Raw genomic sequence first — 23,184 nt, forward strand, 5'->3', positions numbered from 1 at the left:
GCATGTGCTTTTCGTAGCACTCCTTCATGGCCGAGACGATCGAAGATCGCCTTATACCTTTCCAATCCACCCAGACGGAAAAAGGCGCAATACTCTATCAGCAAGTCAGAACAGGTATGAAAGCCTCAAGTCACCACCAAATGTTTGTTCATTCTCACCCAATAGTGCGCCAACCGAGAGTTTCAGAGTTGTCTGCTTGCCAATCCGGCCTGCAATGCGTGCCTTTAGCTCAAAGAACTGATCGTCATAATTCGATGTCGACCTGAAGGTCCCCGCAGTTGCGGCGTGATCAACTGCCGAGACGTCGCTTTCAAAGTCATCGCCAAAAATGCCCAGGTAGCCAACGCCAAAGCGCATATCCATCGGGCCGTTTTTGGTTTCAAGATCCCATCCGAATTCGACACCTGGGTTTATCGAGTACTTGGTTGTCGATGAAGAACCAATATCAAGACTGAACGGCAGCGATCCACCGATTTCGCTCCCATCTTGTCCTACCCACGTCACGCCAAGGTCGAAGTAAGGTTCGATGAATGAGCCACCAGACCGTTCAAAGAGCTGCGAAACACGCCCATGTAGCGCCAGCCAGCTATTGGAGATATCGTTTTCAGTCGGCGACACACTGAAGCTGTCTAGACCATTTCGGGTCAGGCTATAGTCACCCCGTCCACCTGACAGCGAAAGTGCATAGGTACGATTTTTGTTTTCGCGTTTGAGGACCGCACCGACGTTGTATCGGTCGCCATCGCCAGAAGAAATTGATGTGCTGTAGTTCACGCCTTCGTAGGACAACGCACCGCCCAAGAACCATCCATCCGAGACCTCAATCTGAGCACCCCCTGCCATACTCCAAGTGTTTTCATCAAATGAAAGATCGCCATTGTTTGCGTCCGCATTTCGCGTCAGGCCACCAAAGGAAAACCATGAACAAGTTCCCTCATGCGAATAGGAAATCTGCCCGTCTTCATTTGCTTCTGGACAAGACATCAGACGCTCTGAAAACCGGTATGAGCTTCGCAATGACGCGTCCGCCAAACGTAAGACATCAGCACTTGCAACATGCTCGTAAATCTCGACCACTTCTTCGACTGTTTCGACGGCAAGTAACGGGAAAACAAATGCGTCCACATTTGTGAACTCATCGCTGCCCGACGCGACAGCTGTGTTACGCGCATCTGCCAGTCTACCCAGGTATCCTGCAACCGAGTTTAGGTTTGGATTAGAGGCATAAGCGCTGGACTGAGAACGCGTAGTATCTCGGGTGTCATTCACCCCAGAACTTATCGGCTCAGATTCCCAGGCTGCATAGTTAACATCATAATTTAGCGAAAGAATATCTTCCCCATTGCTGGTAGTCTTTGCCAGACTATAGGTGACAATAGCGGTGTCACTAACAGTCAGATCGGTGGTTTCCACAGTGGTTGCTCCATGGACAATCTCAATGCTTCCTGTCGCGCTATTGATAGGCAAATGATCAACCGGGTTGGCCACGACAGTCCCTTCAAGGGTCGCCGGGCCATCCTGGATCGAAATCAAATCGCCAGAGTTGCTGTCAAAGTCGAAGTCAACCCAAAGAGATCCCGTATCAGATTGTGTGATTGAACCGGTTAGCTGAGTGGTGGCCACATCGCCTAGCGTTCCTCCCACGCTACCGATTGACCCGGCTGACATAGTGCCGTTGTTGGTCAATTGTGACGTGCTCGTCCCTAGATCGAAAACAATTCCAAGACCAAGCGATGCGTCCTCATAGTTGTTAAACGCATTCTCGGTGGCAGAACCATTTCCCTTTGTCGCAACCAGCGATACTGAGCCCTCCCAGATGCCGTAGTTGTCCACAGCCATTTCGCCATCATGGTTCTTCAACGCATAGCCATATGTAACACCCTCTAAGGAAAATGCTTCTGACCGCTTTATGGTGCCGTGGTTGACAAGACTACTGTCACTATTCCCCATTCCCCAAAGAATGGCTTCTGTCGTGTCTTCGCTGGCGGTGATCGATCCCCCCTCGTTGACCGTTAACGAGATCGCGCCATCGCCATCATAGCCATCGCTTTGCAGAAATACGCCACGGCCATCCACTCCGGTCGCGGTGATATCGCTATTCACGATCAAGGTCACATCACCTGCATCCTGACCACCAGCGGAGCCAGCATCAACATCCGCTCCGCTGACACTTTGAGCAAAAACTCCCACAGCACCGGCACCCGAGACCGATATAGGTGCATTCACCGTGACATTCACATCACCGCCTGCACCATTGTCTGCTCCACCACCGGCCCAAGATATGGCTTCGCTTTCAGCATCGGTAATCAAGCCGCCCCAGCTTGACGCACCGCCACCACCGCCAATCGATTGAGCCCAAACGCCATGTCCGCGAATGCCGGTCGTGGATATTCCCCCAGACCCGTTGCTTGCATTTCCAATTGTAACGTCGACTTCACCGCCGTCGCCACCGTCGCCCGCGACCAAAGCTGTCCCCACGGCAATACCAACGTTCAGATCAACGCCAAATTCACCAGTCAACGCACGCGCAACAGCGCCTGCGCGACCGCCTCCGCCACCTACAGACTGAGCGAAGACGCCCATTGCATCAATTCCTGTGGTAGCGATGTAACCTGTCGACTCAACCTCGACCGTATGGCCATTTCCGCCATTTCCACCGGTTCCACCAACGGCGAACTCACCAATACTACCCGCACCCGTCGACGCGGTGCCGCCATTGCCGCCGCCTCCGCCGATGGATTGCGCAAGGATTGCGTCTGCCGCAAATCCTGCGGTCGAGATCGAACCGGAATTGGTGACAGTAACAGCGTCACCATCACCGCCGCTTTCCCCTTGGCCACCAACTATCGCGGAAACGGATGTGAAAGAACGGACATTGCTAAAGCCTTGACCTGCTGCAGCCGAGATATACCCCAGAACTTCGTCAGCCGTGGCATCCGGCAGAACGTACTCAAGCCCGAGCGAACCACCGCCGCCATTGCCGCCACCGCCTCCAATCGATTGTGCAAAGATGCCGTAGCTTTCAGTGCCCTCTGTCTCGATCGTTGCAGCGTTGTCTACGACAACCACACCACCATCGCCGCCATTTGATCCGTTGCCACCAATCTCGATATTGGCTTTCGCCGAGTAGGTTGTTTTGGGTGAATCCTCATCGGTTGAGGAGGCACACGTGACCGAGCTTGGCAGGACCGCATTGTTGAAGGTGCACGCCCCTACAATACTTTGATTGTAACCCGAAACGGAGCCTCCGTCACCGCCCCCACCCCCAACGGATTGCGCAAAAATACCGTAAGAAATACGGTCCGCCACCTTGTTACCGTCATCGTCGTATTCTTCGTATCCCACTTTGATGTTGCCGGTATTGTTGACCGTGACATCACCGCCATGGTTGCCACTGCCGCCTTTGCCGCCGACCGAAATCCCAACATTGACGTTACCCGTCTTGTCGGTCGTACCTTGTTGGCTGGAGGTATAATCGAAAATGGCGGTCCCTGCGTTTCCAGCGCGACCGCCTCCGCCACCGACGGCCTGGGCATAAAGGCCGTGCGACTCTACACCATTTGTTGTCACGGAGGCCGAATTCGTTACGGAAACGTCACCTGCAGTTCCGCCCCCTGCACCCGACCCACCTACGGCAGCTTCAAAGTTTGCGCTACTGCTCTCGGCCATTTGGATAGCAGCAGCAACAGCATTCCCACCATAACCGCCGTCACCACCAATTGAAGTTGCCATGATCCCGTCAGAATAAGCGCCAGCGGTGACAATCGAGATCGTGTTTTCAACGTTCACATCATCGCCAACGCCGCCTGATCCTCCGTCCCCACCGACTGTGACATCGGCTTGCATTCCAGCGTCAGAGCTGAGCGTGAGTGCGCCCGAATAGGACGAGCCACCGAATCCACCATTTCCACCAACGCTCGAGGCAAGAATACCCCGTGAGGCATAGCCGTAGGTCGTAATCAGGTTCGACGAGTTTACCGTAGATGTTGAAGTTGCGACCGTAACGGTACCTGAAGAACCGCCACCACCACCGGCGCCGCCAATAGTAACACCGGTTTGCGCTGAGTATTCTCCCGCGCTCAGGCTACCTGCCGCGGAGAACGCACCATGACCACCGCTGCCACCTAGGCTCATAGCCATGATTGCGTCCGCATAGTCACCTGAAGTTAGCACTTGGCCCGACTGTTCAACCGAGACGTCACCGCCGGTTCCACCACCTCCACCTTCACCACCAACTGTGACCTGAGCCTGCCCCATCGAGGATGTCGTGCCCGAGATCGCGGCAGTTGCGCTACCGCCGCCGCCTCCAACGCTCATAGCCTTGACAGCAGTTGCATGATCTCCCGCAGTCTGGACGAGGTTGTCCGTGGAGACAGATACATTGCCAGCCGTGTGCCCCCCGCCTCCGTTTCCTGATACTGAAACTGTGGCTGCTCCGGTCGATGTACCGTCTCCTGCGATCGAGATACCGCCGCTACCCCCGCTGCCGCCAACCGACTTGGCCAGGATCCCAATGGAATTATCTCCAGCTGTAGAGACTGTGCTGGCTATTCCCAAAGTCACATCCGCAGCATCGCCGCCGCCGCCACCCGTTCCTCCAACCGCAAGGTTTACTGCACCCGAACTCGTTAACGATCCTGCAATTGTCATCGAACCGTGGCCGCCACCGCCACCGATTGATTGCGCGTTGATCCCGATTGCAGAACTTCCTTCTGTGCTAACCGCAGTAGTATCATCCATGGAAACCGAAACACTACCAGCATCGCCACCTGCCCCACCAGCCCCACCGATGGACAGATCTGCATCAGCCGTGGACGAACCAGTTGCTGCAACAACGAGCGCCGCATTACCGCCATTGCCGCCAACACTTTGTGCGAAAACACCGTCCGAGGCGTCGCCCGTGGATGAAATTGCAGCTGTTCCAGTGATATCCACGGAAACCGTGTCAGCAGATCCACCACTACCTGCGGCACGTCCAACTGCTGTCGAGAGGCTGATGTCCGAAACGGCATTAGCATCAATCGAGATGCCGGACGACCCACCACCGCCGCCTACTGACTGTGCCTTTACGCCGGTGGAATTGTCTCCGGACGTGGCCACATTACCGGCACTGCTCACCGTCACAGCGCTGGCGTCACCGCCGGTTCCGCCCTCACCGCCAATAGACGTACTGGCCGCAATGTTTGAAGAATTTGCAGAAGAAATGGACATTCCACCAGTGCCGCCGCCACCGCCGACCGATTGGGCATGGATACCTGCAGAATGATCTCCTGCAGTTGTCACGCTTGTCATGGCCGAGGCACCATTCGCTCCGGTAAAGGACACCGCAGCGCCGTCACCGCCAGCTGAGGCATCGCCACCGGCACCTACGGACATATCAATCACTGCACCTGCGCTGGCCGAAATGCCGTATCCGCCATCTCCGCCGCCACCGCCAATCGATTGCATGTAAATGCCGGTCGAGTGGTCACCCTGGGTTTCAACAGCACCGGTTCCCGTACCGACCACGGCGATGGCCCCGCCATCGCCACCAGCTCCGCCATTGCCACCAATCGCAGAGGAGAACTCTGCGCCGACCGAGATCGAATTCGACCCTGATCCGCCGCCACCGCCGGCACTCTGCAAAAAGATTCCGTCGGAATCCTCGCCTTCGGTAGAGATAGTCGCTCCACCGGATGACCCCACGGCCATGTTTAGGGTGGCATTAATGGTGCCACCATTACCACCGTCGCCGCCAGTACCGCCAATTGAGGTCATTCCGCTGGTAGAATGGCCTCGACCACCGCCGCCGCCGATTGTCTGGGCGTGCAAAGCATCAGAATATGCACCTATGGTCCCGATCGTTCCGTTAAGATCTATAGTGACTGCGCCGCCATCACCGGCGGAACCCGCATCGCCGCCAATGGCAACAAGTCCGGTCGAAGATCCCGATGCCCCACCGGAGCCGCCCTGACTTTGCAGGACAATGGCATCCGAGTAGTCTTTGTTGGTATTGACGGCACCACGACCCGTGAAGGATACCGCTCCACCGTCACCACCAGCTGATCCATCGCCACCTAGCGCGACAATCCCGTCGGCCGAGCCGCCGATGCCACCTCCGCCGCCAACCGATTGAACATAAGCAGCAACGCCATAGTCGGAATTCGTGACAATGGTGGTCTCATCATAGAGTGTCAAACTCGCTCCGGCGGATGCTCCTCCTGCCTGCCCGCTAGCTCCATAAGTGTCTAGGCCAGAGCTTGAGCCGCCTACCCCACCAAGCCCGCCGACCGATTGCAAGACCAAACCATAGACCCCGCTGTCCGAGGATCCAGCATCCAGATGTCCGTTGAAATCCAAACTTACATTGCCGGCACCACCACCGCCGCCACCGCCACCGGATTTCCCACTCGACAATCCGCCGCTGCCATCGCCCCCATCGCCGCCGCTACCACCAAGTGATTGCAACACAATGACTGGCCGATGGTAGTTTTCAATTATGTTGCCGCTATTGCTTAGGTCAACGATAACGTCTCCGCCGATACCACCCTCGGCTCCGTCGCCTCCGCTAGCTTTGTAACCATTGCTTCCATCGCCACCAGACCCACCGTGCCCGGCCTGCGACTTAAATGTAAAAGTCGGCTCAACGGAATCGTGATCATACCATATGATATACCCTTGGCTTGCATCGAAATTAATGTCACCGCCATCGCCACCGGTTCCACCATTTCCAGCCTTGCTATCATCCAGATCACCACTTGCGTTGCCACCATGCCCACCCTCGCCGCCGATGGATGAAACGTTCAGATAGGTTTGCGTACCAGTTTGTTCGTTGTTCAGGTAATTGTAGAGCGTGAAATCGATGTCGGCACCGGCCCCACCGACGCCGCCTTTACCTCCGGTTGCGGTCTTTAACACGCTAAAGCCTTCACCGCCATGGCCGCCTTCACCACCTTGGCCAGTCACCGACAAAAGTTGAATATCGGTATCAACGCCTTGTGTTTTTCCAATGCTGAGCGTGATCGATTCACCACTTCCCCCGGCTCCACCCTCACCGCCATGGCCGTTACCTAGATCAGACTTTCCCGAACCGCCTTCTCCACCATCTCCGCCATAGGTCCCGAGGGTAACGTCGGTGCCCGACATGAGACCAGAATCCCAATACAACAAAACTGGGCCACCGGCTCCACCGTCGCGTCCATCGCCACCTTCATGAGTTGAGGTCGAGGTGTCGCTGCCATTGTCGTTTCCGCTGTGCCCTTTTCCACCTGTGCTGGTCGAGTAAACGACGCTCCCGGTCACTTGTATGCCATAAGTCTCGTCACCGTTTTGACCGTCAACGACGATCTCAAGTTCGCGACCGCTCGTACTGTCGTCAGTGTGGTTCTCACCTTCTTTGCCTGTGGACGTAAACCAGAGGCCATAGTTCACACTGTCTGATTCATTGGTCAGGAAATCCGTCTGCTGATCCATATGGATACCATAGTAGTCACCGCCTGCCGTATCGGACCCGTCCGTATCTTCTTCTTTGAACGAAGTGAGATCGCCCTGACACCGCCAGGTGGTCACGTCGGATTCGAAGTAGCATTCATCTGCCAGCGCCTGCGACCAACCAAAAACCGTGAACATCACAACCAGGGATGAGGGTGTTCCGGACATGACAAAAGCATGCGAAATCGTTGAAATCGGTTTCATGTAACGTACCCGTTTTTTTGTTCTTCAGAGCAAACCTCGGCTCACTCATTTTGATCCAAGACGTAACAATTCAATCCGGGTCGTTCATTGTCACAGCGTCTCAGTCTGCAACTGAGGAAATGACCGCGATCTTTACCTCAAAAGTGTCTGTAGTTTCTGGACCTTATTGGGTGGGCGGCCCTTGATCTGCCATCAGGCAGGTCGTCGAGATGGACTACATCAGAACCGCTTTAGTTCAACTTAGCCCGCGGAATGTGAGACAACTCCTAGTTCAGAAATCGGAGTTGAACGGATCGACCTGCAATTGGTCGGTCATGTTCCCGAGAAACATACACGTCAAACCCGTTTGTATTTTCGCCATAATTGAAACAAACTCTGAAAATACTCATTTAGGTGTATGTTAAGTTTAGAAGCTGACCTATGGTTGTGTCCTGATGTTGAGGAATGGCACGGGAGTATTGATCCATACGATGCCACCAGCGCCGGGACACTAAACAACGACACACTGGCTTATGTCACATTCGGCACCGAGCGGAGTGAGTTTTGTTACATCGGTTAGCCATGATGGAGCATTTGTGAGCAAGTGAGCAGCACAGGAAAACCTGCCCAAGAGGGTCATGACCCAGTGCCGATGTTAACGATGACTTCTTCGTGCTCACTGGAAGAACAAATGGATTTCGCGTTGGACACCAATCGCGAGGGATTTGATGTTGATTTGGCAACAGATCTCGAGCGGGTGAGTATCGACCAAAAGATGTGGTTCGCAGACAGTTTTGCCCTTTCCGCCGGAACGTGGAATGGCCTTGCCTTTTCTCGCATTCCCAACAAGCATTCACTGAATGACGTTTTCGCGATTGAGATCCTGTATTCGGGGGTCGAGCACTGCCATACTTCAGGCGACCGATCAGAATTCAAAGTTTCGACAACCCATATGCATTCGGGTAGCGAGTATCGAGATGCCTTGGAAGATGCGACTACAGCGGGCCTCTACGTCCCAATTGAAGCTGTCGGGTTTGATCCTTCTAAACACACAGAGCACCTGTTTCATTCATTGGATTCATCAATAGGCGCGCTTATTGGAACTGCCCTGCAGAATGTAGTCCAACGTATGCCCTACATGCCCGCAAATGACGTGCCTGACGCTATTGAAGAAGTAACAGATCTGGTCCGCGACCTTATTCTGACCAATCGAAAAGACGTTAATCGGGGCAATGTTTCACGCGCCCGTAGGCTGGCGATTGACGCTTATATCGACGAACACATCTTTGACACGGCGCTGAACGCCAACAAGCTTTCAAGCGAATTCGCGGTATCCCGCGCAAGCCTGTACCGTCTATTCGAAGCTGACGGTGGTGTAGAAGCCTATATCATAAAGCGAAGATTGCACCGCACCTTGTTGACACTCAAGCGCACGACATCGAAACGCGGAGCCATACGCCGGGTATCGGAGAGTTTCGGCTTTTATGATGCCGGGAACTTTACACGTGCTTTCAAAAACGAATTTGGCTTTAAGCCATCTGAGGTTCTTGGCACGGGTGAAATCCAAGTCACAAATCTGGTATAGTTGATACTGGTTAGAAACGAACCCGGGTACGAAACGGTACAACGCGTTAGCTGCCTGAGAAACTTGGGTTCTGCGACCTTGGGAATTTCAATCGTAAATTTTGGTCCCGTTTCGATTGAAACCATCAACTTATTCTAGGCTCAAGACTCATCGCCAGTATATGACCAAATACTAGATGCGATCCCTGAATCGCCAGTTCCAATCAGAGTTGATTGACCCACTTTCTGACCACATTGCCTTTGCCGTGCGGACTTGAGCCATAGATGCGCTCCCAAACCGAGCAGAAACTTGGCTTCACTGTTTCTTCAACAGTGATCCGGCATTTGATTTAGCCGATTTACGAAGAATCAGATTGAGACGTGGAGACAGTGATCTGCCGCATTCGAGCCGTATTATTTTTACACGCTAAAGGTGTAAATAGGTGCGCACTTTATTTTCGTTAACGATTTCAGCGGCTTAAGAACCGCAAACTTGTCAGTCGAATACTGAATTGTCAATTGTTTTGGCAGGTGAAGGCGTTTGCGTTGATTCAGCATTCAACGCAGTGCGAATTCGCAGCTGGAATTGAAAGAATGGCTGCCCGTATCACCTGAAACTGCCGGAAATCAATTCGGGGTAATCCCGGAGTGCATTTCTAACGACATGGCAATTCCTGGTTGCAAATTAAGTAGTTAGGGATCGGAACTTTGAAGAATACCATCACAAATATCACACCCGCATATCAGTCATCATATCTGCTGCGGGGCGGGCGTATGACAAAACACAAGGGTCAGGTGGCCAGTTTTGCACCGACCCTTGGGCGATTGGGCAGACATGTCGCATCAGGTGTGCTTGGCTTGGCTCTGCTAGTTAGCGGTGGAACTGCTCATGCAGGTGTTTGCTCGGGGACCGCCACCCCTGGCAGTTTTCTCTGTAACGGAGGGGCAAACCCCGCCTCTGATATCCCTGTCTACATCAATCGAAACGGACCAGTCATCGTAACAACCGAGGGGGGTTTCGATCTGAACATCAACAGTTATCCCAGCAACAATGCTTTTGATTTAACTGGTAGCGCGATCAACTTCACCGATGGAGTCGCTTCAACAATCACTGCCTTGGGCTCGAACTCCAATGGAATAGATGCGGATGTTCAACTTGGTTTTTCGGGCGATATTCAGATTACTTCAAATGGCATTATCAGGGCTGGACGCGCAGGGATCTTTGTAAGGCAAGGAGGGTCCGGAGGAGTTCGGATAAACACCAGAGATGTGACCGGTCAAAACACCCACGGAATCTTCACGAGGACAGACACCGGAGGAACCGGTGACGTGGAAATAAGTGCAGGAGAAGTCAACAGCAGACTGGCCGGTATTCACTTGGTTCATTTCGGAGGTGGTGATGTCCGGATTGATGCCGGGAACATTAACAGCACAAACGGAGAAGGCATAAGCGCGATTTCTCTTGCAACCACCGACTATGACATGACGGTTACCGCACTTGGCTTGATAACCAGCGGAGGACCGGGAATTGCCGCACGACACAATGGTACCGGGACCTTGGCGATCACGGTTCTGGGTTCGATCGATAGCCAAGGTGGGGCTGCCATCGGTGCTGAAACCTTAGCCGGACAATTGTCTACGATCGACATTCTAAGTGGTGCGACGGTTGTTTCGCGCTCCGGTCGGGCGATCACGAACAATGAAGGCGACAGCCGGGTGACGGTTGAGAACGGATCTATCGTTCTTGGTGATGTTGTGCTGGGCGGCGGCCGGGATGAGCTGATAGTTGAAGGGGCTGCGGATATCAGTGTACCGTCGCGCATTGACGGCGGCGACGGTACCGAAGATCACCTGACGCTATCGGGGGTATCGGGCCGATTTGACTTCGATCCGTTTATGAACTGGGAACACCTGACGCTAAGCAATGATTCCGATTTGGGAATAACCTCATTCTTCGCCAATCAGTTTGACACGATTGAGATTGACAGTGGTGCGATCATGAATGTGTTGCCCGGATCAGTCATTGAGAGTGATCTGACTGTTCAAGCAACTGGCAACCTACGGGCACAAGCAGGATATGTGACCCGATATCTTTTGGACGGCAGTGTTTTAAATGACGGGTTGATCTCGGTTTCTGACACCGTTGCCGGTGACGAGTTGTTCTTTGGCCGGAATCTGTCAGGCAGCGGTACAATTGAACTGGATGTGAATTTCACCAACGGAGCAAACGATTTCGTGCAAGTGGACGGTGACAGCGCAGGGGCCAGTCAAGGCTTAGGGGTGCAAAAGATAGGCAGCGGCAATGGTCGTTTACAGGAGTTCACGCTTGTCAGAGTGTCGGGCTCCAGCACTGAAACCGATTTTCGCCTTGTTGATGCGGATTTCGTTACAAATAGCGGCGCACAGGCGATCAGTGATGGCACCATTTCCTACGTACTGGAATACGATGCCGCCGCCGGAACATTCGTTCTGACGCCATTTACCCGCCCGGGAACACCTGGAGGTGTGAATGGCAATCCTGGTGGAGATTTCCTGGCTGCAAGTGCCCAGCAAGCGAGCGATCACATGGCCTTTTCAAGTGCATTGCAGCGTGTTCGGATTGCAACGCGAAGCAGCGGCACTGAAGCCAATACGGTCAGTCGATCGCTTAACAAACTGACATCGACCACGCGACCCTTGGTCTGGGTTCAGGCCGAGGGACAGCGTGACCACTACGAATCCGGTGGCCGGGATGTAACAACCAACAGCGGCGGCTTGCGATTTGGCGCCGGTCTGCCCTTGGGTGAAGTCGCGGGTGGGCAAGTGTTTGGTGGGCTCGAGTTTGGTGTAAGCAGCCTATCAACCGACATAAGCACTTCTTTGACCAGTGCCGATGTCTCGACCGACGCCTATGACGCGACACTCAGCGCGCTTTGGGTTGCGGATAGTCTGCTCTATGTCGACGGTCAGCTTCGCTATGGGTATTTTGATAGCACCACTCGCCCCAACGGGGGCGAGTCTGTGGACACCGACAGCAGCGGGTACGGGATATCTGTCGAGATCGGTAAACCATTTGCGATGCAAAACGGGCTGACGCTCATTCCGCAATTACAGCTGATGTACAGCGATATTGACATGGACGATGTTGCGGATCTGGCAGGCGGTGGTCAAACCGGCTCATTGGTAGATGGTGATACTCTAACAGCGCGGTTCGGGATGCGTGCAGAGCGCGCTTTTTCAGACTACTCAGTTCTCTATGGTCAGATCGACTATTATTACGCATTCGACGATGAAACCTCGGTGGCCTTCGGCCAGAACACGGTGCTGACGGAGCGTGGCCAGAACGCCGTCGCGCTGGCCCTTGGCGGCAATATCGAACTGTCAAGCCGAACGCGCGTGTTTGGCGAACTTATCGCCGAAACCGGACTGGGCGGCAGTTCTGACGACTACGCCTTTGGCGGAAACATTGGCTTTGAGTTCAGGTTTTGAAAACTAGCTAATGCAACCTCACCCAACACAGCGAACCTTAACAGGAACTAAATGGGGGCGATCACTACGCAAATGAGGTTCTTCATGACGTGAGGCTATCGTTTCAATCTATGCCTCCCCCCTCCTGCATTGATGTGAAACGTCAAACCGCGACGCGCTTGGAACCCACAGTTTTCGACGCGCCCTTAGCGGGCCTCCACTCCGATCCCTGGCTCGCTAAACTGCCGTCGCAGCTCGCAACAGCTGCGGCGGCTTTTTTTCGGTAGAGTTTGAGGAAAGCGAACGGGTTGTGTCGCAAACTTTGGCGTTGATCAGAGCTACCACTCTGATTGGGTGGATTTATCCGGCGAGCTCTGCAAATTGACGGAATCCGCTTGTCGAAGGCCCAAGCTGGCCCTTGCGGATCATGTGGGCGGTCTCGATCCCTGCAAATGTCGCTGCAGCTGAGACGAAGCTTTTAAAGCCGAGCATCGGCCTCATGAGTCGCTTGATGAACCGGTGATCCTGCTCGATATTGTTGTTAAGGTATTTCGACCTGACGGTGTCGATCTGGTTCTGTCGCAAACTTTTTGGATGGCAGAACATCAGTGGAATTGATTAGCAGTTTACCCCGCCAGTTGGGCGAACTGCTGAAACGGACGGAGTTTGGGTGTGAATTGACCTTTGCGGATCATGTTGACCAGTTCTATGCCTGCCAGGACCGATGCGGCTGAAGCGAAAGATTTGAAGCCCAGCATGGGTCTGATCCTTCGTTTGATGAAGCGGTGATCCTGTTCAATGATGTTGTTGAGGTATTTCCGCCTGACCATATCGATCGGGATCGGACAACCAAAGCCTTTCAACATCTTGTTGATCGCCTTGATGCCAGCAGTATTGGCACCACTTTTGTCGATGACGATCTTGCGTGGCAATCCGTTCAACTCGAGAGCGCGGGCGAAGAACCTCGTCGCAGCGGCTTTGTTCCGGCGCTCGGACAACATGAAATCCAGGGTCTTGCCGTGTTTGTCGATCGCTCGGTAAAGATAAACCCATTCGCCTTTTACTTTCACATAGGTTTCATCCATGCGCCACGAACGGTCTGCGGGACGCTTTCTATACCGCCCTGTTTCAGCAAGGGGACCTGCATATCGACTGACCCAACGGTTTAGCGTCGTATGATCCAGATCAACGCTACGTTCCGCCATGATTTCTTCCAGATCCCGGTATGAAACACCGTAGCGGAGATAGAAGAAAACCGCGTGAAGGATCACGTCTTTCGGAAAATGCGCGCCCTTAAATGAGATCGTCACGGCCTGCTCCTGTCATGTTCCAGCACGCGCTACAAGAAATGCACTCGAACTGACAGGTAGGGGCGAAGTTTGCGACAGAACCACGTAAACGTTTGCCTCAGCGACATTAGCATTTACCCAAATTCCTCTAGCGAGCACCTCCAAAGGATCTTGAATCCATAATGATCATTTATTCCTCATTTTGATCATTACCTTGACAGTAGTAGAATTCGCCTCTGCGAACCAATCCAGTCAGCTCTTTGATTTTTTTGACGACGAGACCGACCTATCCCGGTCTCGTCACAGGACTAACCCAGATGGTTGCCAATCTTGTCGATCAGTTTTTGAGCCTCATCAACTGAAATTTCCCGCCCGCGTATCCTGAGGCGGAGTTCCCCAGATGTCACCTCGGCCTGAATTGTGCCGCCTGTGGGAATGATAACCGGTGTCAAGCGTTGCACCTTCTGCGGGCGCCCGCCGCGTGATTTAGCTTTTTCCGCGTCCGGCACGCCCTTGATCGCAGCTTCAAGCAGACCCCATTCGGACTTGGAATCCAACGGGCCGGCGCCAGCCAATGCCTGACGCAATCTGGTTTGTGCCCCGTCCCGCAATGCCGAAGCAAGCTTGAGCCCGGCCTTTTCTGACAACGACACGGGATGCTGCAGCAAATCCCCCAACGCTTCATGCACCATAGCAAAGCTACGGACCTTGGACCGTTTGGCTTTGGACGCAGCAGCAAAAAGCACATCGACAGCGGCCTCGGTTGAAGCAAAAACCCCCTGCCCTGCCGCCAGAACCGCGACGCGCCCGCGTTCATAAGGGCTGAGGTTCGAGCGCAGCTCATTCTCTTCCACCATCGAGACGTAAGCGCCCTGCCCTGTTCCAGCCTCACGGACAAATGCAGGAATCTCGATGAACCGAGCATCACTTTGGGACAGCCGCTTGAAGGCCTCCAGACGCCGATAGCCCGAGATCAGGCCAAAACTGTCACCGACCCGGCTCACCTCGATTGGCGTTCTCAAGCCGTGAACGCGCAGCGATTCCAACAGTTCCGCCATGGCTTCTTCGTCTTCAACCATCCGGTCACGGCGGATAAAATCCGGATCAATCTGATCCAGCGATATTTTTTCCGCAATCAAACCGGCGGTTTGTGCATTGCGCCATCGAGCTGCATCACCTTGGTCCTGGGCCAAAGCGACCCTGTCTGTCACTGACGCCATGCCACCCAAAGTGGCGGCCTCCGCCGCAACCTGAGCTATTGGAGGTGCGGACGAGCTTGCTTCAAACGGGCTGATCGACGGTTTCGCCGCGAAACCCGCTTCAAGCTGTTCGAGCTCTGTTGTGTCCGGTGCGGTCAGTCTTCTGCGTTTAGCCATCTGCCTCTCCTCCCATCTGAGCGTCGCGCCACCAGCAACCGATCAGAACCTCTTTGAATTCTGCGTAAGTCCGGTCAAACGTTTCCCGACCCCGAACATACGTATCCCGGTTAAAATCACGGTAGTCGGCTTCGTAGATCCCATTCACCTGCTCACCAGCCTGCCCGACCAAAGCAGTATAGTCCTGCCGGTAGGCATTCATGAAATCCCCGAAATAGGCCTGAATTACGTTCGCCATGTCTGTTTGCTGACTGGCATCAAACCGGGTGATGATTGCGCGTACAACATCCCATTCGAACTTGAGCTCAGGCAAGCCAGCTGCGCGTTGTGCCGTGTTTTCACCATCCTCGATACTGGCAAAGGTCGTATAGAGCATGTCAAAGAACCGACCCGTTGAATCAAACTCCAGAAACGAAGCTCCAAGCGGAACCAGAAGGATATCTGCTGCAGCCAGTGCATTGATCGTAAGGTACCCAAGTGCAGGAGGCGTATCGAGAAAGACGATGTCATAATCGTTGAGGATACCTTCATCCTCGAGGAAATTGGTCAGGCCGTCCCACAAAGGCCAACTTCTCAGCCCCATCCTCCACACTGGGATCTGGAACTCGGCCCAGTAAAGGTTCAACTGCGCACCTATCAGATCAATATTTGGCCAATGGGTGTTCTGAATTACATCGCCAGGGGTCGTTTTAAGCGCCTCTTGCAAGGTCTCATCCAATGGAATTTCAGGTTGACCTGCCGCATTGCGCACGCGGTTTTCCTCCTGCACCGCCCGAGCATAGTCCTTCGCGATCAAGGGGAACACAGTTTGCCATTCATCTGCGACGGACCCGCCAAGGATCGACGTCATGGATCCTTGGCTGTCGAGGTCGATGACCAGAACTTTGTATCCGTCCAAGGCGGCGGACATGGCCAGATGGGCGGCGGTCGAGGTTTTTCCAACACCGCCTTTGAAATTTGCAACGGAAACAACCTTTGCCGGAAGCCCTTCAGGCCGGTAGGGAAGATACTCCTTCGTGCTGACGCCTTCAGCCGCAAAATGCTGGCGCAAGGTCAGGACCTCTTCCAAAGTGAACCATTTTGAACCGGCTTCACCCTCGCCTTGAGGAAGATCAGGATGTGCCTTGAGGACACGGCGGAGATGCGCAGGTGCAACCGGAATTAGGTACTTAGTTATTTCCCAAATTGAAAACCTACGCAGCCGCTTTTCCCCATCAGGAGCATAACCTCGGCGAGCAAGATCCTCACGGCCTTTGGCGCAGAATGCCGCTGCTTTTGCGAATCGAGAGGTTCCTATAGGATCAGGTAACTTCCCGGCCGCTGTTGCGGGATCAAGATTCAGATATGGCGGTAGCGGAGGTTGGTTTGATTTGTTCACTGTCGTTGCCTCAGAAGATGTTCGCCTTAGCGGCGTATATTTAGGAATGTAGCGAACATTATCTTCTAAAGCTATCCTGCGATCGGAAGTTTTCCACAGTTTTTGCGCGTAAGGCTGGGTTTCGCCACGAAACTCTAGAAAAATGAGAGAGCACGCCAACAAAGAGTTTATTATTTATAGAGTCTTTAAGAGATTTAGATTAAGAATATGATAATTATAACAACAAGTTAGATCACCTTAGGGACCCATTTACAGTTCCTAGGGTATCCGATTCCGGGATCAAAGGTGCCCAGATACGGGACCAAGGGAACCATTCGACAGGAACAAGGGCACCGATTCGCAGGGACGTGGATCTTCGACGCTATTAGACACTTACAAAGCCGTTTCTAGTACGTTCGATCCTGTCTGAGTCGTTCTTATGACGGGCTCGCGATGATGGGTCTGGGGATAAGTTTCGGTATATCTGTTTAGGGTACCCGTTTTCGGGATGAGCCAGATCCTGTATTTGGGCACCTAATAGAAGTTGATTGATAGGTACCTTTCATGGCAGAAATGCAAAAAAGAGCAGTCAGGCAGAATCATGCCGGAAACACAAATAGACATGGATCACCTATCCGGAGCCTTGCGAAGGGAAACGGTGAAAAAGAACGTCGCCGCGATTCATATCAGCGGTAAGTTGACATTGCTTCAGCGAAAGCTGTCGAATGTCCTGCTTCTCAATGCCTATGATGCGCTGACATCTGCACAGACCCATACCATCGATGCACGAACTCTGGCGATGATGGTCGGCTATAACTCGAACGATTTTGATACCTTGCGTGCAAGCCTGCGCGCCCTGGCCGAGACTGTCGCTGAATGGGATATGTTGGATGAGCAGGGGCGTCAGGAATGGGGTGTTTCCTCTCTGCTGAGTTTTGCCAAGCTCAAGAATGGTGTTTGTGAATATGCCTACTCACCGGCGCTGGCGCAGAAGCTGTATGATCCCAAAATCTATGCGCTGATCAACGTTCAGATTCAGCGCAACTTTAGTTCTGGGCACGGATTGGCACTGTATGAAAACTGCTATCGCTTTGTGCGCATCGGTTCGACCGGTTGGTGGGCCTTGGACGTTTTCCGAAAGCTCATGGGGGTAGATGGCAGCGACTATTATACCAGCTTCAAACATCTCAACGCCAAGATCATCAAGCCGGCGGTTGCCGAGGTGAACAAAAGCTCGGACATTCTGATCGAACCCGAGTTCCAAAAGAAAGGCCGGACGGTCACCGATATTCGCTTTCGGATTAAGGGAAACCCGCAAAAGGCGATGTTCGAAATTGATGACAGCGACGGTGCTCGGAATATGCAGGTGTACTCGAAGCTACGTGATCAAGGGGTCTCGGACCGTTTGGCCCGACAGTGGATTTCCGAACATGGTGAAGACTACGTTGCGCAGAAACTTGATTACGTAAGGCAAAAGGGCGGAGTGAAATCCACATTGGGCTATCTGTCGGCCGCATTGCGCGATGACTATCAGCCACCTGAACCGGAACAGCCAGCGAAGCCCAGCCCCGAAGCACTGGAAGAAGCGCAGGCGAGGCAGGCCCAAGTGGCGGTTGAAGACAAAGCCTATGCCGAACGGGTAGCCGAGCGGGAGGAGCGGGCGCGGAAACTCTCGATCGTAGAAGAGCTGGTTTCGCGGCGAAACCCGACACAGAGGGACGCAGATAAAAGACTGTTTCTTGCCGGTCTAGACAACGACCTTGACCGCGAGCATTTCCGAGCGCATGCGTGGCGCTCGGGGCTGAACGCAACCGCAATCTTCGAATTCTGGCAAGAACTAGAGCCAGACGCTTTCGACTGATCGCGGTAAGGGCAGGGGGGTGCACACCCTTTAGCAGATTATTGTTTTTTGAACGCAGATTTCAGTGCATCTGCAAGTGCCCCCTGCTGCGCATTATTGCCATTTTTTGCGCGTTGTGATTCTTTTTGTTTTGTATGGCTTTGCCGCGTTTGGTCGCTGTCTTGAACGCGCTTTTGCCGGGTTTCAATGCCACCATCCTTGCGCATCGTCAGACCGATGCGTTTTCGCGGCGCATCCACCTCGACGACCCGTACCTTAACTACCTGGCCCGCTTTGACGACATCATGGGGATCTTTGACAAACCGATCTGCCAGTTGGCTGATATGCACCAACCCGTCCTGATGAACACCGATATCAACAAAAGCACCGAATGCCGCAACATTGGTAACTGTGCCCTCCAGGGTCATTCCAGGTTTCAAATCGCTGATCTCTTCCACGCCATCAGCGAACGAGGCAGTTTTGAAATGTGGCCGGGGATCACGACCGGGTTTTTCAAGCTCGGAGAATATGTCCTGAACCGTGGGCAGGCCAAAACTGTCGTTAACAAACTGTTCGGCGCGCAGGCCTTTCAGGGCGCCTTCATTCCCCAGGATTTGCCGAATATCCCGCCCACATGCGGCGACAACGCGTCGGGCCACGGAATAAGCCTCGGGGTGCACGGAAGACGCATCAAGGGGCTCGGCCCCATCGCGTATTCTCAAAAAACCCGCGCATTGTTCGAACGCGCGGGGACCAAGGCGCGCCACCTTCAGCAACTCTGAACGAGATTGAAAGGCACCATTCATGTCGCGGTGCAACACGATGGATTCTGCCAGCCCCGGGCCCAACCCGGACACATGCGACAGCAATGGGGCAGAAGCAGTATTCAGATCAACGCCAACGGCGTTCACAACGTCTTCAATGACAGATGCCAATGATTGCGAAAGCTTATATTGATCCACATCGTGCTGATATTGCCCGACCCCGATGGATTTGGGTTCGATCTTGACCAGTTCCGCCAAGGGGTCCTGTAAACGACGGGCGATTGAAACTGCGCCCCTAAGGGAAACATCCAGGTCCGGGAACTCTCGGGCGGCCAGTTCGGATGCGGAATAGACCGATGCTCCGGCTTCCGAGACCACGACTTTGGTGGGAGGAGTGACGGTTTTGGGCAAATCTCCGAGCGTGTCGCCGACCAGCTTTTCGGTTTCGCGGCTGGCTGTTCCGTTGCCGATTGCAACAAGCTCAATGCCGTGCTGGGCGATCAGGCGCAGGATTGTGGCCTGCGCGCCTCGAAGGTCATTTTTGGGTTGGAATGGGTAAATAGTTTCAGTTGCAACCACTTTGCCAGTTGCATCGACAACCGCTGCTTTGACACCTGTTCGTATTCCAGGGTCCAGCCCCAAGGTTGGGCGGGCGCCAGCTGGCGCAGAGAATAGTAAATCTTTGAGATTGCGAGAGAAAACGGAAATCGCCTCGTCCTGGGCACGGCTGCGAAGGTCGGCCATCAGGTCAACCATCATCGTCAGCGAGAGCTTTACCCTCCAGGTCCAACCGGCCACCTTGCGTAACCAAGTATCGGCAGTTGAATCCGTGCGGGTTAGCAGATGTGATGCGACGATCGCTTCCGCCCGAGCAGCGCCGGTCTCGGGGTCCGGCGCGATGTCCAGTGTCACGATGCCCTCTTTTGAAGCGCGAAGCATCGCCAAAGCCCGATGAGACGGCGTTTTGGCCCACAGCTCGGAATGGTCGAAATAGTCACTGAATTTCGCGCCATCCTGTTGTTTGCCATCAATCACCTTCGAGGTCAGCAGCGCCTCGCGCTGCATGAAGCTGCGCAGTTCGCCTAACAGGGTGGCGTTTTCGGTTAGTCGTTCGGTGACAATGTCGCGGGCGCCGTTCAGGGCATCCTTGCCGGTCGGAACGGCCTCGGACAGGTAGGATTGAGCAAGGGTATCGGGATCGACAGACCGGTCTGCAAGAATTGCGTCAGCCAGAGGTTCCAACCCGTTCTCGCGTGCGATCATTGCCTTGGTGCGCCGCTTGGGTTTGTAGGGCAGGTAGATGTCTTCCAGCTGTGCTTTGGTGTCAGCCAGCGCAATGGATTTTGCAAGATCGTCTGTCAGCTTGTCCTGATCCTTGATCGAATTCAGGATGGTTGCGCGACGGGCGTCCAATTCGCGCAGATAGGTCAGGCGTTCTGACAGGGTGCGCAGTTGGGTATCGTCCAAACCACCTGTCGCTTCTTTGCGGTAGCGCGCAACAAAGGGCACAGTCGCGCCTTCGTCCAACAATTTTACTGCGGCCCCTACCTGATCGGGTCGGGCGTTGATCTCGGTGGCGATGGTGCGAGCGATGCGGTCCAATGGGGCCTCCTGACAGTCGTTCGGAGAGACTTCTTAGCCAGCTGCTTTGCTGAGGGGAAGGGGGCTAAATCCGTTGGGCCAACTCTTGCAGATCGTCGTAGAGGGTTTTGGCAATCTTTACATATCCGCGTTCCGTGTTTCGGGCCCGGGCGGCAAACCGGCGTTGGGATGGCAGGCGCGCGCCCTGATCGGTGATGTCAGCGAACAGGCGTTCTGCCCTTGCATCATTCGGGTCTATGCGGCCACCGCTGAAATGCCTCGGATCGAAGGCCAGAAGGATTTCACCATGATAGGGGGCGCCGCCTGAGTTGCCGGCAAACTCCATGCTTTCCAGACTGGTCAGGTCGTCGATCAACGGACCGGCCAAGAGTTCGATCATGATGGACAGGGCCGAACCCTTGTAGCTGCCGAAGGTCAACATCGCACCCTCCATCGCAGCCTGCGGATCGTTGGTTGGGTTGCCGTCCTTATCGATTGCTACGCCATCGGGCAGGGGCTTGCCTGCGCGGCGATAGAGTTCGATTTCGCCACGGGCAAAGGCGCTTGTTGCGAAGTCAAAGGTGAAGGGATCCTTGCCCTGTCGCGGCCAGCTGAAGGCCAGCGGGTTGGTGCCCAACGAACCGCGGGTGCCGCCGGCAGGGGCAACCCAGGAATGGCTTGGTACCATCGCCATCGCCGCAAGGCCGGCAGCAGATAGCCGCTCCACTTCGGGCCAGAGGGCAGAGAAATGAAAACAGCGATTGATGGCCATGGCTGCAATACCATGGGTTCGGGTTTTCTCGATCAGAATTGGAAGTGCCTCATGAAATGCCAGCAGGGACATACCTCCGCGAGCATCGACCCGAACGATGGCGTTATCCGATTGGGTAATGGCTGGCGAGACATTTCCGTCAATCTTGCCTGCCTTCATGGTGTCATTGCACATGAACAGTCGGAACAGGCCGTGCGACTGGCAATCATCAATCTGACAGGTGACCAGCATATCCGCGATGGCCGCTGCATGGTCCGGCCCGTATCCGGATCCGGACAGGATGTTCAGGCTTAGGTTTCGTATTTCATCCAGTGTCAGATTGACCGCTTCGCTCATCTGCCATGTCTCCCATTGCGTTGGCAGAAGAAGGCATAGCTTGGTCTGACTGGCAAGGAGAACCCTTGGCAATTTGCCATTCATTTATGGTTAATGCCGTATTGGATTGGTCTAATAATGCAATATGTGAATAAGTTAACAGAAGTTCCCAGGCCTTTTGTACTCAATCAAAAGTTGTGGTGGCGGCTCAGCGACTCAAGTTGATTTTTCAGATCAGCAGAGGTCGCACTCTGCGTGGCGCCCTACAAAATTTTCAGAAGTTTTTTGGATGGGGAATTTTATGCATAGTCCTTATGATCGTGACCGAGTGATCTGCTTGGAGTTTACACCGCGCCTTTTGTCCGAATTTCGCAGCATAGTTGAAAGGTCTATGGGATACCGCGTGTCGAACGATGCAGAAAGCACAGGCATTTCTTACCATGAAAAAGCAATCGTTGTACGTCAGTGCCTGAAGCGTTTTGTGCCGGCCAATGCCCCAAAACCTGCCGGGTCGCATAAGCGCCAGCACAGTTTTGCACTGATCAACCTGGGTTTGTCGACGGCACGTGCCGAAGTATATTCGCAAGGATACAGCGACTATATTGCCTATCCATTTGTCACCAGCGAAATCCAGCACAGATTCAGTGCGGCGCAAGCATTGATGAAAGAGGATGTCTCTGCCGAGTACTTTTCAAAAGATACGTTGGTCAATGCTGCTTGTAATTTCCTTTCTACCGAGCCCGAATTTGCCGGCGGCATTGACGCCTTGGCGCAAGTGGTCGGGTCAAACCGGAACACCTTGTCCAAGCGGTTCAAGGAAGAGTTCGGTGTTGGCCCCATGGCTTGGTTTCGGCGCTACAGGTTGAACTATGCAGCGGCCCTGGTTCTTGAGGGGCAGCACAGCATTCAGGACATCGCCTTCAAGGTTGGCTACGAGGATGCGAATAACTTTTCGACCGCGTTCAAACGGGAATTCGACGTCTCGCCGTCGGAGTATCGGCGCTATCGCAATTCGATGAACTAAGCCTCACCCAAAACACGTCCTGGATGAGCATGCTCCTGCGCGCGCGAGGCTGGCCAAAATGTGCACCGGTTACCGCGGGCAGGGGTCTAACAGTGCAAAGATCAAAGGAAATGATGATTCCTGCAAAGATCGAATTACAGAGTTCTCAGCTAGCATTGATTCACGATTTCGTCGTTCTCGACAAGAACCGCTAATGGAAGGAA

The 23,184-nt window shown here is 54.0% G+C and carries 11 protein-coding genes; 4 read left to right on the forward strand and 7 right to left on the reverse strand.

Going from position 1 to position 23,184, the window contains the following annotated elements; genetic code table 11:
• Positions 1-105: 105 nt before the first annotated feature.
• Entirely contained in the window at positions 106-7,674 is a 7,569-nt protein-coding gene (locus tag AC2FLG_RS05250; protein ID WP_496705298.1) for a hypothetical protein, read from the reverse strand.
• 631 nt (positions 7,675-8,305) lie between these two features.
• On the opposite strand from AC2FLG_RS05250, the gene AC2FLG_RS05255 reads away from it, so the two are divergent.
• A complete protein-coding gene (locus AC2FLG_RS05255) occupies positions 8,306-9,238 on the forward strand; it encodes a helix-turn-helix domain-containing protein (protein WP_496705300.1) in 933 nt (310 codons plus the stop codon).
• A 752-nt stretch (positions 9,239-9,990) separates the two neighbouring features.
• Entirely contained in the window at positions 9,991-12,684 is a 2,694-nt protein-coding gene (locus tag AC2FLG_RS05260; RefSeq protein ID WP_496705302.1) for an autotransporter outer membrane beta-barrel domain-containing protein, read from the forward strand.
• Between the two features lie 339 nt (positions 12,685-13,023).
• Here AC2FLG_RS05260 and AC2FLG_RS05265 read toward each other — a convergent pair whose 3' ends face one another.
• From AC2FLG_RS05265 to AC2FLG_RS05280, 4 genes are all read right to left on the reverse strand, one after another.
• Positions 13,024-13,269, reverse strand: a complete 246-nt coding sequence (locus AC2FLG_RS05265) for a DDE-type integrase/transposase/recombinase (protein ID WP_496705304.1) — start codon at positions 13,267-13,269, stop codon at positions 13,024-13,026.
• A gap of 20 nt (positions 13,270-13,289) precedes the next feature.
• Positions 13,290-13,973, reverse strand: a complete 684-nt coding sequence (locus tag AC2FLG_RS05270) for an IS6 family transposase (protein ID WP_496705275.1) — start codon at positions 13,971-13,973, stop codon at positions 13,290-13,292.
• Positions 13,974-14,260: 287 nt separating this feature from the next.
• Positions 14,261-15,328, reverse strand: a complete 1,068-nt coding sequence (locus AC2FLG_RS05275; RefSeq protein WP_496705306.1) for a ParB/RepB/Spo0J family partition protein — start codon at positions 15,326-15,328, stop codon at positions 14,261-14,263.
• The gene (locus tag AC2FLG_RS05280) at positions 15,321-16,706 is read right to left on the reverse strand and encodes an AAA family ATPase (RefSeq protein ID WP_496691397.1); all 1,386 of its coding nucleotides are present in this window, start codon (positions 16,704-16,706) and stop codon (positions 15,321-15,323) included. Before AC2FLG_RS05280 ends, AC2FLG_RS05275 begins: the two co-directional genes overlap by 8 nt.
• Positions 16,707-17,286: 580 nt before the next feature.
• Between AC2FLG_RS05280 and AC2FLG_RS05285 the strand changes: the two genes are divergently transcribed.
• Complete coding sequence (locus tag AC2FLG_RS05285; protein ID WP_496705308.1) at positions 17,287-18,546, forward strand: replication initiation protein; 1,260 nt, start codon at positions 17,287-17,289, stop codon at positions 18,544-18,546.
• Positions 18,547-18,584: 38 nt separating this feature from the next.
• Here AC2FLG_RS05285 and AC2FLG_RS05290 read toward each other — a convergent pair whose 3' ends face one another.
• Positions 18,585-20,891: a Tex family protein gene (locus AC2FLG_RS05290; protein ID WP_496705309.1), complete on the reverse strand. Its 2,307-nt coding sequence runs from the start codon at positions 20,889-20,891 to the stop codon at positions 18,585-18,587.
• A gap of 64 nt (positions 20,892-20,955) precedes the next feature.
• Positions 20,956-21,978 carry an Ldh family oxidoreductase gene (locus AC2FLG_RS05295; RefSeq protein ID WP_496705311.1) on the reverse strand — a complete coding sequence of 341 codons (1,023 nt, stop codon included), beginning with the start codon at positions 21,976-21,978 and terminating at the stop codon, positions 20,956-20,958.
• Between the two features lie 370 nt (positions 21,979-22,348).
• On the opposite strand from AC2FLG_RS05295, the gene AC2FLG_RS05300 reads away from it, so the two are divergent.
• Positions 22,349-22,981, forward strand: a complete 633-nt coding sequence (locus tag AC2FLG_RS05300; protein ID WP_496705312.1) for a helix-turn-helix transcriptional regulator — start codon at positions 22,349-22,351, stop codon at positions 22,979-22,981.
• Positions 22,982-23,184: the final 203 nt, after the last annotated feature.

This window comes from Ruegeria sp. CDSA193 (assembly GCF_059611885.1).

Coding starts and splice junctions, on each gene's coding strand:
- AC2FLG_RS05255 (WP_496705300.1), top strand. CDS start 8,306: ATGTTAACGATGACTTCTTCGTGCTCACTGGAAGAACAAATGGATTTC.
- AC2FLG_RS05295 (WP_496705311.1), bottom strand. CDS start 21,978: ATGAGCGAAGCGGTCAATCTGACACTGGATGAAATACGAAACCTAAGC.
- AC2FLG_RS05300 (WP_496705312.1), top strand. CDS start 22,349: ATGGGATACCGCGTGTCGAACGATGCAGAAAGCACAGGCATTTCTTAC.
- AC2FLG_RS05275 (WP_496705306.1), bottom strand. CDS start 15,328: ATGGCTAAACGCAGAAGACTGACCGCACCGGACACAACAGAGCTCGAA.
- AC2FLG_RS05260 (WP_496705302.1), top strand. CDS start 9,991: ATGACAAAACACAAGGGTCAGGTGGCCAGTTTTGCACCGACCCTTGGG.
- AC2FLG_RS05285 (WP_496705308.1), top strand. CDS start 17,287: ATGCCGGAAACACAAATAGACATGGATCACCTATCCGGAGCCTTGCGA.
- AC2FLG_RS05250 (WP_496705298.1), bottom strand. CDS start 7,674: ATGAAACCGATTTCAACGATTTCGCATGCTTTTGTCATGTCCGGAACA.
- AC2FLG_RS05265 (WP_496705304.1), bottom strand. CDS start 13,269: ATGTTCTGCCATCCAAAAAGTTTGCGACAGAACCAGATCGACACCGTC.